17 protein-coding genes are annotated in these 11,867 nt (G+C 52.3%); 11 read left to right on the top strand and 6 right to left on the bottom strand.

The window, feature by feature from the left end:
* Positions 1 to 5 precede the first annotated feature (5 nt).
* The 5 genes from rpoA to EH164_RS02020 all read left to right on the top strand — a co-directional run bounded on the left by rpoA (position 6) and on the right by EH164_RS02020 (position 2,640).
* Positions 6 to 995, top strand: a complete 990-nt coding sequence (gene rpoA, locus EH164_RS02000; protein ID WP_023479415.1) for a DNA-directed RNA polymerase subunit alpha — start codon at positions 6 to 8, stop codon at positions 993 to 995.
* Between the two features lie 40 nt (positions 996 to 1,035).
* Entirely contained in the window at positions 1,036 to 1,422 is a 387-nt protein-coding gene (gene rplQ / locus EH164_RS02005) for a 50S ribosomal protein L17 (RefSeq protein WP_023479432.1), read from the top strand.
* Positions 1,423 to 1,527: 105 nt separating this feature from the next.
* Positions 1,528 to 1,896 carry a DUF1992 domain-containing protein gene (locus EH164_RS02010; protein WP_023479423.1) on the top strand — a complete coding sequence of 123 codons (369 nt, stop codon included), beginning with the start codon at positions 1,528 to 1,530 and terminating at the stop codon, positions 1,894 to 1,896.
* A gap of 2 nt (positions 1,897 to 1,898) precedes the next feature.
* A complete protein-coding gene (gene zntR / locus EH164_RS02015) occupies positions 1,899 to 2,330 on the top strand; it encodes a Zn(2+)-responsive transcriptional regulator (RefSeq protein ID WP_023479405.1) in 432 nt (143 codons plus the stop codon).
* 58 nt (positions 2,331 to 2,388) lie between these two features.
* Positions 2,389 to 2,640, top strand: coding sequence for an alternative ribosome-rescue factor A (locus EH164_RS02020; protein WP_124967146.1), 252 nt, complete (start codon positions 2,389 to 2,391; stop codon positions 2,638 to 2,640).
* Here EH164_RS02020 and mscL read toward each other — a convergent pair.
* The 5 genes from mscL to def form a co-directional block, all read right to left on the bottom strand.
* The gene (gene mscL, locus EH164_RS02025; protein ID WP_023479411.1) at positions 2,594 to 3,007 is read right to left on the bottom strand and encodes a large-conductance mechanosensitive channel protein MscL; all 414 of its coding nucleotides are present in this window, start codon (positions 3,005 to 3,007) and stop codon (positions 2,594 to 2,596) included. The two genes, EH164_RS02020 and mscL, sit on opposite strands and share 47 nt — an antisense overlap.
* Positions 3,008 to 3,150: 143 nt before the next feature.
* A complete protein-coding gene (trkA, locus tag EH164_RS02030; protein WP_124967147.1) occupies positions 3,151 to 4,527 on the bottom strand; it encodes a Trk system potassium transporter TrkA in 1,377 nt (458 codons plus the stop codon).
* 22 nt (positions 4,528 to 4,549) lie between these two features.
* A complete protein-coding gene (rsmB, locus tag EH164_RS02035) occupies positions 4,550 to 5,839 on the bottom strand; it encodes a 16S rRNA (cytosine(967)-C(5))-methyltransferase RsmB (RefSeq protein WP_124967148.1) in 1,290 nt (429 codons plus the stop codon).
* A gap of 47 nt (positions 5,840 to 5,886) precedes the next feature.
* On the bottom strand, positions 5,887 to 6,834 hold the full coding sequence (gene fmt, locus EH164_RS02040) for a methionyl-tRNA formyltransferase (RefSeq protein WP_124967149.1): 948 nt from the start codon (positions 6,832 to 6,834) through the stop codon (positions 5,887 to 5,889).
* 21 nt (positions 6,835 to 6,855) lie between these two features.
* A complete protein-coding gene (gene def / locus EH164_RS02045) occupies positions 6,856 to 7,365 on the bottom strand; it encodes a peptide deformylase (protein ID WP_023479413.1) in 510 nt (169 codons plus the stop codon).
* 129 nt (positions 7,366 to 7,494) lie between these two features.
* Here def and dprA point away from each other — a divergent pair, with 129 nt between their 5' ends.
* The 6 genes from dprA to EH164_RS02075 are packed head-to-tail and all read left to right on the top strand — an operon-like array spanning position 7,495 to position 11,287.
* Positions 7,495 to 8,619, top strand: a complete 1,125-nt coding sequence (gene dprA / locus EH164_RS02050) for a DNA-protecting protein DprA (protein ID WP_124967150.1) — start codon at positions 7,495 to 7,497, stop codon at positions 8,617 to 8,619.
* Positions 8,591 to 9,064, top strand: coding sequence for a DUF494 family protein Smg (gene smg, locus EH164_RS02055; RefSeq protein WP_023479416.1), 474 nt, complete (start codon positions 8,591 to 8,593; stop codon positions 9,062 to 9,064). Before dprA ends, smg begins: the two co-directional genes overlap by 29 nt.
* 26 nt (positions 9,065 to 9,090) lie before the next feature.
* Positions 9,091 to 9,633, top strand: coding sequence for a type I DNA topoisomerase (locus EH164_RS02060; protein ID WP_124967151.1), 543 nt, complete (start codon positions 9,091 to 9,093; stop codon positions 9,631 to 9,633).
* 4 nt (positions 9,634 to 9,637) lie between these two features.
* On the top strand, positions 9,638 to 10,210 hold the full coding sequence (gene tsaC / locus EH164_RS02065; protein WP_124967152.1) for an L-threonylcarbamoyladenylate synthase type 1 TsaC: 573 nt from the start codon (positions 9,638 to 9,640) through the stop codon (positions 10,208 to 10,210).
* A 4-nt stretch (positions 10,211 to 10,214) separates the two neighbouring features.
* Positions 10,215 to 11,033, top strand: coding sequence for a shikimate dehydrogenase (gene aroE, locus EH164_RS02070; protein WP_124967153.1), 819 nt, complete (start codon positions 10,215 to 10,217; stop codon positions 11,031 to 11,033).
* Positions 11,030 to 11,287 (top strand): DUF1488 domain-containing protein, encoded by a 258-nt coding sequence (locus EH164_RS02075; RefSeq protein ID WP_124967154.1) that lies wholly within the window; start codon positions 11,030 to 11,032, stop codon positions 11,285 to 11,287. Before aroE ends, EH164_RS02075 begins: the two co-directional genes overlap by 4 nt.
* On the opposite strand, the gene EH164_RS02080 is transcribed toward EH164_RS02075, so the two are convergent.
* Complete coding sequence (locus EH164_RS02080; protein WP_124967155.1) at positions 11,263 to 11,817, bottom strand: gamma carbonic anhydrase family protein; 555 nt, start codon at positions 11,815 to 11,817, stop codon at positions 11,263 to 11,265. The genes EH164_RS02075 and EH164_RS02080 overlap by 25 nt on opposite strands.
* Positions 11,818 to 11,867 lie beyond the last annotated feature (50 nt).

Here is an 11,867-nt window from a genome sequence, read left to right on the forward strand (position 1 = left end):
ACACAATGCAGGGTTCTGTGACAGAGTTTCTAAAACCGCGCCTGGTAGATATCGAGCAAGTGAGTTCGACGCACGCCAAGGTGACCCTTGAGCCTTTAGAGCGTGGCTTTGGCCATACTCTGGGTAACGCACTGCGCCGTATTCTGCTCTCATCGATGCCGGGTTGCGCGGTGACTGAGGTTGAGATTGATGGTGTACTTCATGAGTACAGCACCAAAGAAGGCGTTCAGGAAGATATCCTTGAAATCCTGCTCAACCTGAAAGGGCTGGCGGTGAGAGTTCAGGGTAAAGATGAAGTTATTCTTACTCTGAGTAAATCTGGCATTGGCCCTGTGACCGCAGCCGACATTACCCACGACGGTGATGTCGAAATCGTCAAGCCGCAGCATGTGATCTGCCACCTGACCGATGAAAACGCATCTATCAATATGCGTATCAAAGTTCAGCGCGGTCGTGGTTACGTGCCGGCGTCTGCCCGAATTCATTCGGAAGAAGATGAGCGCCCGATCGGCCGTCTGCTGGTTGATGCGTGCTACAGCCCTGTAGAGCGAATTGCCTACAATGTTGAAGCAGCACGTGTGGAACAGCGTACCGACCTGGACAAGCTGGTCATCGAAATGGAAACCAACGGCACAATCGATCCTGAAGAGGCGATTCGTCGTGCGGCAACCATTCTGGCAGAACAACTTGAAGCTTTCGTTGATTTACGTGATGTACGTCAGCCGGAAGTTAAAGAAGAGAAACCAGAGTTCGATCCGATTCTGCTGCGCCCTGTTGACGATCTGGAATTGACTGTCCGCTCTGCTAACTGCCTTAAGGCAGAAGCTATCCACTATATCGGTGATCTGGTACAGCGTACCGAGGTTGAGTTGCTGAAAACGCCGAACCTGGGTAAAAAATCTCTTACCGAGATTAAAGACGTGCTGGCCTCACGTGGTCTGTCTCTGGGCATGCGCCTGGAAAACTGGCCGCCGGCAAGCATTGCTGACGAGTAACCGGATCACAGGTTAAGGTTTTACTGAGAAGGATAAGGTCATGCGCCATCGTAAGAGTGGTCGTCAACTGAACCGCAACAGCAGCCATCGCCAGGCCATGTTCCGTAACATGGCAGGCTCTCTGGTTCGTCATGAGATCATCAAGACGACCCTGCCGAAAGCGAAAGAGCTGCGTCGCGTAGTTGAGCCGCTGATTACACTTGCTAAGACTGACAGCGTTGCTAATCGTCGTCTGGCATTCGCCCGCACTCGTGATAACGAGATCGTGGCAAAACTGTTTAACGAACTGGGCCCGCGTTTCGCGAGCCGTGCCGGTGGTTACACTCGTATTCTTAAGTGTGGCTTCCGTGCAGGTGACAACGCTCCGATGGCTTACATCGAGCTGGTTGATCGCGCTGAATCGAAAGCAGAAGCTGCTGCAGAGTAATCTGTAGTAACGTAAAAAAACCCGCCTCGGCGGGTTTTTTTATTTCTACTCTCTCCCCACCCTTCTAAACTAAGCCTGTTCTTAAGTTCAACCCCGGAGGCCATTATGTGGTTACTTGATCAGTGGGCAGAACGGCATATCATTGATGCCCAGCAAAAAGGTGAATTCGATAATCTTGCTGGTAGCGGTGAGCGGCTCACCCTTGATGACGATTCTCATGTTCCTCAGGATCTACGTGCAGGCTATCGATTATTAAAGAATGCCGGTTATCTTCCGCCAGAACTCGAAATGCGCAAAGAGGCGGTCGAACTTGTCGATCTGCTTAGCAGTGTTGAACACGATCCCCATCAGCGGCATGAACTTAACCGTCGCCTCGCCTTACTGGAACTTAAGCTGCGCCAGGCTGGCGTGAGTACTGATTTTCTTCATGGTGAGTACGCGGCCAAACTACAGCATAAAGTTAATCCGGAGTGATCATGTATCGTATTGGTGAAATTGCAAAGTTGGCCGACGTTACGCCGGACACCATTCGTTATTACGAAAAGCAGCAGATGATGGATCATGGAGGGCGCACCGAAGGTGGTTTTCGCCTTTATACCGATCACGATCTCAAACGCCTTAAGTTTATCCGCCATGCTCGTCAGCTCGGTTTTACTCTCGAGTCGATCCGCGAGCTGTTATCGATCCGCGTCGATCCTGAGCATCATACCTGTCAGGAATCGAAGAGCATCGTCCAGGCGCGGCTAAGTGAAGTTGAAGCACGCATCGAAGAGATGCAGGCCATGCGGCGCTCGCTGCAGAAACTGAATGACGCCTGTTGCGGTACTGCCCACAGCAGCGTCTATTGTTCAATTCTTGAAGCACTTGAGCAGGGACCAGCTAACAATACAACCAATACCCGGAGTTGATCTTGTTCATCGCGAGGTCTACACTTCGGCCGTTTTACTACACAATCTGGAGAAATATATGAGTCGCTATCAGCACGCTAAAGGGCAGATAAACGATAACGCCATTGAGGCACTTCTGCATGACCCGCTTTTTCGTCAGCGAGTTGAAAAGAATAAAAAAGGGAAAGGAAGTTATCTGCGGAAAAATAAACATGCAAAACGAGGTTTTCAGGAGGCCAGTGGCAAGCAAGCGAATCGCTTATTTACCACTGGCCTTCTTACTTTTAAACGCGGCTGTTTTGTTCTTTCAGCAGGTCGCGAATTTCACTGAGTAACACTTCTTCTTTGCTCGGAGCCGGCGGCGCTTTCGGCTCTTCAGCCTGTTTACGTTTCAGCTTGTTGATCACTTTGATTGCCAGGAAGATCGCAAAAGCGACAATGATGAAGTCAAACACGTTCTGAATAAATACGCCGTAATGCATCACAACGGCAGGCACATCACCCTGTGCTTCACGCAGGGTCAGCGCGAACTGTTTAAAGTCGATACCGCCAATCAACAATCCCAGCGGTGGCATAATGATATCGGCCACCAGTGAAGAGACGATTTTGCCGAAAGCCGCACCGATAATTACACCGACTGCCAAATCGACAACATTCCCACGCATCGCGAATTCGCGAAACTCTTTTAACATACTCATAATCTTCTCCATGTGCTTTGCGTCACACTAAGTCTAACAACATACCTAACAATTTCCATTTAGGTAAATAAAATAACGAGCCCTGTTAGTCCCTTACAATACAGTGGAAATAAGAAGGGCGCTTAAATAAGCGCCCTGAAGGATTACAGGAAGAAGGGACTGGGCTGGAAGAGTCGCTCGACATCGGTGATGTATTTTTTGTCGGTCAAAAACATAATCACGTGGTCGCCTTGCTCAATGCGCAAATTATCATTAGCGATCATGACATCATCTCCACGAACTACCGCGCCGATGATCGTACCCGGCGGCAATTTGATCTCATCGATCACACGACCCACCACGCGTGATGTCGTTTCATCGCCGTGCGCAACCGCTTCGATCGCTTCGGCAACGCCGCGACGCAGAGAAGAAACGCCAACGATATCCGCTTTTCGCACATGGCTTAGTAAGGCAGAAATAGTTGCCTGCTGCGGAGAGATGGCGATATCGATAACACTGCCCTGGACCAGGTCAACATAGGCGCGACGCTGGATCAGCACCATCACCTTTTTTGCGCCCATCCGTTTGGCCAGCATCGCTGACATAATGTTGGCTTCATCATCGTTCGTGACGGCGATAAAGAGATCCACTTGATCAATGTGCTCTTCAGCCAGCAACTCTTGATCCGAGGCATCGCCATAAAAAACGATCGTATTTTGCAATTTCTCGGCAAGTTCCGCAGCCCGCTGCTGATCGCGCTCGATCAGTTTGACGCTGTAATCCTTTTCAAGCTGATGCGCCAGTCCGGCACCGATATTCCCGCCACCGACCAGCATGATCCGTTTATAGGGTTTCTCCAGCCTTTGCAACTCGCTCATTACCGCGCGAATATGCTGTGACGCGGCAATGAAGAAGACTTCGTCACCAGCCTCAACAATGGTAGAGCCCTGCGGACGAATAGGCCGGTCATGACGAAAAATTGCAGCGACTCGGGTATCGATGTGCGGCATATGCTCGCGCATAGTGGAGAGCGCATTCCCAACCAGCGGCCCGCCGTAATAGGCTTTTACGACCGCGAGGCTTACTTTGCCTTCAGCAAAATTGACAACCTGCAGCGCGCCCGGGTATTCAATCAGGCGATAGATGCTGTCGATAACCAGCTGTTCTGGCGCAATCAGATGATCGATAGGCACGGCTTCGGAATGAAATAATTTATCCGCATCCCGAACATAGTCCGGGGAGCGGATACGTGCGATGCGATTTGGCGTGTTAAACAGAGAAAACGCCACCTGGCAGGCAACCATATTGGTCTCATCGGAGCTTGTGACCGCAACCAGCATATCTGCATCATCTGCACCCGCTTCGCGTAGCACGCGCGGGTGCGAACCGTGGCCCTGCACAACGCGTAGATCGAACTTGTCCTGTAGGTTATGCAGGCGATCGCCATTGGTATCGACAACAGTGATGTCGTTATTTTCACCGACCAGGTTTTCGGCCAGCGTGCCGCCGACCTGTCCCGCACCCAGAATAATTATCTTCATCTGCTGTGACCCGTTGTCTCTCTCACTGTTTGATTAGCTTAGCGTAAAAGAAGCCGTCGCCCTCTTCGGCACCTGGCAGCTTCTGCAGGCCTGGCTCCTCCGGTGTTCCGGTTTCGCTCAGCTGCGCATCCGGGGTTCGCTTCAGGAACGCTGCGACCTGATAGCTATTCTCTTGCGGTAAAATCGAGCAGGTTGCGTAAACCAACGTACCGCCACTTTTCAAATGAGGCCAGATAGCATCAAGGATTTCTGCTTGTAGCTGTGCCAGCTCGGAGATATCACGATCGCGACGCAGCCATTTAATATCAGGATGGCGTCGAATAACGCCCGTGGCTGAACAGGGCGCATCAAGCAAAATACGATCAAACTGTTCATCGCCGCACCACTGCGCAGGGAAGCGCCCATCACCCTGTTTCACCTCGGCTTTCATGCCGAGACGTTTCAGGTTGTCATAGACTCGTGACAAACGTTGTTCGTCGACATCAACTGCTAATACGCTAGCCTGTGGTGCCGCCTCAAGGATGTGGGTGGTTTTACCGCCCGGCGCGGCGCACAGATCGAGAATACGCTCGCCATTCTGCGGTGCAAGGAAGGTAATGCAACCCTGTGCCGCTGCGTCCTGAACCGTTACCCAGCCTTCACTGAACCCCGGCAGAGACATTACCGGTGCTGCATTTGCCAGGCGTACTGCGTCCGGGTAATCGGTGTGAGTGAAACCCTGCTGCCCGCTCTCTTCAAGCAGTGCCAGCCAGCCATCACGCGTATGATGCTGGCGATTAACGCGTAGCCACATCGGCGGGCGCTGATTACTGGCTTCAATAATCTCTGACCACTGCTGCGGATAGGCTTGTTTCACACGCTTTAACAACCATGCCGGGAAAAGGTAACGATTTTCGCTGTTGGCGAACTCCGCCAGTAGCTCTTCCTGCTGGCGCTGAAACTGACGCAGCACGCCGTTAATCAACCCTTTCAGCTGCGGGCGTTTAATGACCACTGCGCCTTCAACGGTTTCTGCCAGCGCCGCATGAGCCGGAATGCGCGTATGCAACAGCTGGTATAACCCAACCATAATGAGATAGTGCACCGTCCGCTGCTTACCTGTCATTGGCCGTGACATCAGCTTATTAATAAGCCAGTCAAGCTGCGGCATGACGCGCAGCACGCCGAAGCAGAGCTCCTGCAGCAGCGCCTTATCTTTATCGGTCACTTTCTGTTGTAACGGCGGCAGGATATTACTGAGCGATTGCCCTTGTTCAATAACCTGTTCAACTGCCTGCGCAGCCATGCTGCGTAAATTCATCTGTTTTTTCATAACCACAAAAATAAAAATGCCCGGCAGAACCGGGCTTAAATATGAGATCAGGCCAGACGGTTGCCTGGCACAAACCATTCCCGCCGCGAATTCAGCAGATCCTGCGCGCTCATCGCTTTTTTACCTGCGGGCTGCAGCGATTCAAGATTAAGTATGCCTTCTGCGGTTGCGACCTGAATCCCGGATTTCGATGCTTCAACAATCGTGCCGGGCTCAGCCTGCGTAGAAGAGGGAAGCGCAGAGGCTTTCCATACTTTGATCGGCTGCTCATCAATCACAAACCAGCTCATCGGCCACGGATTGAATGCGCGAATGCAGCGTTCAAGTTGCTCTGCGCTCAACGACCAGTCCATACGCGCCTCGTCTTTGCTGAGCTTCTCTGCATAGGTGACCAGCTCTTCATCCTGAACTTGCGGCTGGGCTGTGCCTTGGGCCAGCTGCTGCAGGGTCTCAATAAGACCCTGCGGACCCAGCGCCGCCAGCTTATCGTAGAGCGTGGCGCTGGTATCTTCAGATGTTATCGGGCAGGCCAGTTTATAAAGCATGTCGCCCGTATCAAGACCCACATCCATCTGCATGATGGTGACGCCCGTTTGTGTGTCGCCGGCCCATAATGCACGCTGAATCGGCGCCGCACCGCGCCAGCGCGGTAGCAAGGAACCATGCACGTTGATGCAGCCAAGACGCGGCATATCGAGCACGGCTTTAGGCAAAATTAGCCCATAGGCGACGACGACCATTACATCAGCATTCAAGTCGGCGACCAGTTGTTGGTTTTCCTGCTGCCGTAAGGAGGCCGGTTGAAACACGGGCAAGCCTTTCTCTTCCGCCAGCACTTTCACCGGGCTGGGCATCAGTTTTTTACCCCGGCCAGCAGGGCGATCGGGTTGGGTAAAGACCCCTACGATCTCGTGTTCAGAAGAGAGCAGCGCGTCAAGATGACGCGCTGCAAAATCAGGAGTGCCGGCAAAAATAATACGTAGAGAATCTGACACGTTTATCCTTTTCTGCCCGCCTTAAGCGCGGCCGTTCATACGATCCAGTTTTTCGACTTTCTGACGAATACGCTGGCGTTTCAGCGGAGACAGATAATCGATAAAGAGTTTACCGACCAGATGATCCATTTCATGCTGAATACAAATGGCCAGCAGACCATCAGCTTCAAGTTCAAACGAATTGCCATTACGATCCAGCGCGCGGATTTTCACTTTTTCCGCTCGCGGAACAAGGGCGCGTTGTTCCGGAATAGAGAGGCAACCCTCTTCAATACCTGTTTCGCCGCTCTTTTCCAGCAATTCCGGGTTGATCAACACCAGTTGCTCATCGCGATTTTCTGACACATCAATCACGATAATTCGCTGATGAATATCAACCTGCGTCGCCGCGAGACCAATGCCCTCTTCGGCGTACATCGTTTCGAACATATCATCAACGATACGTTGAATATCCGCATTCACTTCTTTTACCGGATCGGCGACTTTGCGAAGCCGCTCGTCCGGAATATGTAACACATGCAAAACTGCCATAAATATCCAGAGTTGTGTTCAGGAGTTGTAAAGAATATGCCCTCTATTCTAGACAAATCCCCTGGCGATTGACAGCATCAGTGACCGATCGCAAGGATTGCCGATACGGCTTATGGCAGGGGAGAGGGAATGACATCCACGGAAATTTGGCTACGTCTGATACAGGTTGGCGACCTCTCTGGCGACAAGTGGCTGAGCATCGCGCAGCAGCTGGAGATAAGCGATGCTGTGACGGCTGCCGAGCTGCAGCTTTTAGGTTTGACGGTTGCGCAGACGCGCCGCTTTTTTTCCCTTTCAGCACGGGAACTCGATCGCTGCCTAAACTGGCTGGTGGACCCTCAACATCACATGATCGTGGCCAGCGATGCGGCTTATCCCGAACCGCTGCGCGCCATTGCTGATTACCCGGGCGCGCTGTTTGTTAAAGGCGATATTGCGGTTTTGAAATCCCAGCAATTAGCCGTCGTAGGTAGTCGCGCGCACTCCTGGTATGGCGAACGTTGGGGACGTCTCTTTTGCGAATCGCTTGCGCGTGCAGGCTTAACGATTACCAGCGGAATGGCGCTGGGAATTGATAGCGTCGCCCATCGCGCCGCAATAAGTGTTGAAGGGAAAAGCATTGGCGTGCTGGGTAATGGGCTTTTTAGCCTTTATCCGCGCAGACACACTGCCCTTGCTTCCCAGTTGCTGGAGCAGGGCGGGGCGCTGGTCTCCGAGTTTCCGCTATCGGCGACCCCGAAGCCGGGTCATTTTCCCCGTCGTAACCGGATTATCAGTGGTCTTAGCCGGGCAGTATTTGTGATCGAGGCCGCATTACGCAGCGGTTCTTTAGTAACGGCCCGGCTCGCGCTTGAGCAAGGGAGAGACGTTTTTGCATTACCGGGGGCCGTTGGTAGCCCTGGCAGCGAGGGGCCGCATTGGCTATTAAAGCAGGGCGCGACGCCTGTTACATCGGCTGAAGAGATCCTCGAACATTTGCAATATGGGCTAAATTGGGTGGCGGAAACGCACGAAAATGCAATTTATCCTGCAGAAGGCGAAAAGGCGGCATTGCCATTTCCTGAGCTCCTGGCTAACGTAGGAGATGAGGTAACACCTGTTGACGTCGTCGCTGAACGTGCCGGCCAACCTGTGCCAGTGGCAGCTGCTCAATTGCTTGAACTGGAGTTAGCAGGATGGATCGCAGCTGTACCCGGCGGCTATGTCCGATTGAGGAGGGCAAGCCATGTTCGACGTACTAATGTACTTGTTTGAGACTTACATCCATAACGAAGCTGAATTGCGTGTGGATCAGGACAAACTGGAACGGGATCTTACCGACGCCGGATTTGATCGTGAGGATATCTACAACGCGCTTATGTGGCTGGAAAAGCTGGCTGATTATCAGGAAGGCCTCGCCGAACCGATGCAGCTTGCTTCTGATCCACTCTCCTTACGCATCTATACCGCAGAAGAGAGTGAAAGGCTGGATGCCAGTTGCCGGGGATTCCTGTTATTCCTGGAGCAGATTCAGGTGCTAAACCTCGAAACACGGGAAATGGTGATTGAGCGTGCGCTGGCGCTGGATAACGCAGAGTTCGAGCTGGAAGATCTTAAATGGGTCATCCTGATGGTGCTCTTCAATATTCCAGGGTGTGAAAACGCCTACCAGCAAATGGAAGAATTACTCTTTGAAGTGAATGAAGGTATGCTGCATTAACTGTTTTTGCAGCTTCAAGAGTTGTTATGACCAAATCAGCACTATTTACTGTGCGTAATAATGAGCCCTGCCCACAATGCGGGGCTGAACTTGTCATTCGCTCCGGGAAACACGGTCCGTTTCTCGGATGCTCTCATTATCCGGAGTGCGATTATGTACGTCCCCTGAAAAGTCAGGCAGACGGCCATATCGTTAAAGTTCTGGATGGTCAATTGTGCCCGCTTTGTGGTGCCGAGCTGGTGCTACGGCAAGGGCGCTTCGGTATGTTTATCGGATGCAGTCAGTATCCGGCCTGCGAACACACCGAACTGATCGATAAGCCTGATGAAACGGCTATTAGTTGTCCGCAATGCCAGAGCGGACATCTTGTCCAGCGGCGGTCGCGTTACGGCAAAACCTTCTACTCCTGCGATCGTTATCCTGATTGCCAGTTCGTCATCAATTCCAGACCGGTAGCGGGTGAGTGCCCGGAATGTCACTACCCGTTGCTGACAGAGAAGAAAACCGCGCAGGGCGTTAAATGTTTCTGTGCCAATAAACAATGTGGAAAGCTGCTCCCAGCGGAATAAACTCGTGAAGAATAACCTGCCAAAAGATCCCATCGCCACCATGGTGGAGATCCTGAAAAAAGAAGAAGTCATCGCTTATCCCACAGAAGCCGTTTTCGGCGTTGGTTGCGATCCGGACAGTGAAATCGCCGCGCATCGCCTGCTTAAACTCAAGCAGCGGCCTGTCGAAAAAGGGTTGATACTGATTGCCGCTAATTTTGCGCAACTTAAACCCTATATTGATGACAGCATGCTTTCTGATACCCAACGTCAGGCAATTTTTGCCTGCTGGCCAGGTCCGGTGACATTTGTGTTTCCCGCAAAACCAACCACGCCGCGATGGCTAACTGGACGTTTTGATTCTCTTGCTGTGCGCGTCACCGACCATCCGCTGGTGGTTGAATTGTGCGAGGCTTACGGCAAACCTCTGGTATCAACGAGTGCCAACTTATCCGGTCTGCCGCCGTGCAGAACAGCCCAGGAAGTTGTCGCTCAATTCGGACCAGATTTCCCGGTCGTCGATGTGCCGACTGGCGGCCGGCAGAATCCCTCCGAAATCCGTGATGCACTCACCGGTGAACTCTTCCGACAGGGGTAATAGCATGGAACCGTACGTCGTTTTTGGTAATCCTGTCGCGCACAGCAAGTCGCCGCTCATTCATCAACAGTTCGCCAGCCAGCTGCAAATCGATCACCCTTATGGGAAAGCACTCGCCCCTGTTGATGATTTTGTTAATACGCTAAATGCTTTTTTTGATAATGGAGGCAAGGGGGCGAATGTCACCGTACCTTTTAAAGAAGAGGCTTTTGCGCGTGCGGATGAGTTGACGGAACGCGCTGCGCTGGCTGGGGCAGTTAACACCCTTAAACGACTCGATGATGGGCGCTTGCTCGGTGATAACACCGATGGCATCGGGCTCTTAAGCGATCTGCAACGCCTGGCATTTATCCGCCCCGGTTCGCGTGTTCTGCTGGTGGGCGCGGGTGGCGCGGCGCGCGGCGTGATCTTGCCCCTGCTATCACTCGATTGTGCTTTAACTATCACTAACCGTACCTGGTCTCGCGCACAAACCTTAGCTGAGCTCTTTGCTCATACCGGCAGCGTACAGGCGGCGGAGATGGCGTCGCTTGCAGAGCGAGAATTTGATCTCATCATTAATGCGACTTCAAGCGGGATGGGGGGCGATATTCCAGCGCTACCGCAAGCAATAATTCGCCCGCAGACTTACTGCTACGACATGTTTTATCAGAAAGGCAGCACACCGTTCCTGGCCTGGTGCGAAAAGCATGGCGCCGTGAACCGCGCAGACGGCCTCGGAATGCTGGTGGGGCAAGCGGCGCACGCTCTGTTTTTGTGGCATGGCGTATTGCCAGAAGTTGAACCTGTTATCGCAATGCTTAAACAGGAGCTGGCGAAATGAATCAGGCAATCCTGTTTCCCGATCATGAAGAGTGGCATGATTCCACTCAGGCGATTGTTTTTCCCGCGCTGGTTAACGGCATGCAGATGATGTGTGCAATAAAGGGTTCAGTGCTGGCGCAGCGTTTCGGTGGCAATACGCCAGAAGATTACCTTTCGCTTTTTCGCCAGCATCGCTGGGATCTGGAAGAGGAGGCGGAGCAGTGCATCCGCCAACAAGAGGAAGACGATCAGGGAGTAATTTGGCTCTCCTGAGTAAGATACTCATCCTTCCATTTCACATAGTTATTTGCCGAGTACCTTAACCCTTCGATTTCAGCCTCCGTCAGGGGGCGAATCTGTTTTACCGGGCTGCCCAGATAAAGGTATCCGCTCTGCAGACGCTTATTCTGTGGAACCAGGCTGCCTGCGCCAATCATGACCTCATCTTCAATCACGGCACCATCCAGCACAATAGATCCCATCCCGACCAGTACGCGATGACCGATGGTGCAGCCATGTAGCATCACTTTATGGCCGACAGTTACATCTTCTCCTATAAGCAGTGGATTACCTTCAGGGTTGTAAGAAGACTTATGCGTAACGTGCAGAACGCTACCGTCCTGAATATTTGTGCGTGCGCCAATCTCTACATAATTGACGTCACCCCGAATCACTACCAGCGGCCAAATGCCGACATCCTCTGCCATTCTTACATCGCCAACGACGACGCTGGTGGGATCAACCATGACGCGTTGACCAATAGTTGGGAAAAGATCCTTATAAGGACGCAGTACAGTAGACATAACACCTCACTTCAATCGGGCCAGAGCTATCACTTTGATCGCGGGATCCG

Origin of the sequence: Kosakonia sp. CCTCC M2018092, from assembly GCF_003864115.1 — a bacterium.
Taxonomy (GTDB): Bacteria; Pseudomonadota; Gammaproteobacteria; order Enterobacterales; family Enterobacteriaceae; genus Kosakonia; species Kosakonia cowanii.

Excerpts from the sequence above, each read along its gene's own strand:
- rpoA (WP_023479415.1), top strand. The coding sequence starts at position 6 with ATGCAGGGTTCTGTGACAGAGTTTCTAAAACCGCGCCTGGTAGATATC.
- rplQ (WP_023479432.1), top strand. The coding sequence starts at position 1,036 with ATGCGCCATCGTAAGAGTGGTCGTCAACTGAACCGCAACAGCAGCCAT.
- EH164_RS02010 (WP_023479423.1), top strand. The coding sequence starts at position 1,528 with ATGTGGTTACTTGATCAGTGGGCAGAACGGCATATCATTGATGCCCAG.
- zntR (WP_023479405.1), top strand. The coding sequence starts at position 1,899 with ATGTATCGTATTGGTGAAATTGCAAAGTTGGCCGACGTTACGCCGGAC.
- EH164_RS02020 (WP_124967146.1), top strand. The coding sequence starts at position 2,389 with ATGAGTCGCTATCAGCACGCTAAAGGGCAGATAAACGATAACGCCATT.
- mscL (WP_023479411.1), bottom strand. The coding sequence starts at position 3,007 with ATGAGTATGTTAAAAGAGTTTCGCGAATTCGCGATGCGTGGGAATGTT.
- trkA (WP_124967147.1), bottom strand. The coding sequence starts at position 4,527 with ATGAAGATAATTATTCTGGGTGCGGGACAGGTCGGCGGCACGCTGGCC.
- rsmB (WP_124967148.1), bottom strand. The coding sequence starts at position 5,839 with ATGAAAAAACAGATGAATTTACGCAGCATGGCTGCGCAGGCAGTTGAA.
- def (WP_023479413.1), bottom strand. The coding sequence starts at position 7,365 with ATGGCAGTTTTGCATGTGTTACATATTCCGGACGAGCGGCTTCGCAAA.
- dprA (WP_124967150.1), top strand. The coding sequence starts at position 7,495 with ATGACATCCACGGAAATTTGGCTACGTCTGATACAGGTTGGCGACCTC.
- smg (WP_023479416.1), top strand. The coding sequence starts at position 8,591 with ATGTTCGACGTACTAATGTACTTGTTTGAGACTTACATCCATAACGAA.
- EH164_RS02060 (WP_124967151.1), top strand. The coding sequence starts at position 9,091 with ATGACCAAATCAGCACTATTTACTGTGCGTAATAATGAGCCCTGCCCA.
- aroE (WP_124967153.1), top strand. The coding sequence starts at position 10,215 with ATGGAACCGTACGTCGTTTTTGGTAATCCTGTCGCGCACAGCAAGTCG.
- EH164_RS02075 (WP_124967154.1), top strand. The coding sequence starts at position 11,030 with ATGAATCAGGCAATCCTGTTTCCCGATCATGAAGAGTGGCATGATTCC.
- EH164_RS02080 (WP_124967155.1), bottom strand. The coding sequence starts at position 11,817 with ATGTCTACTGTACTGCGTCCTTATAAGGATCTTTTCCCAACTATTGGT.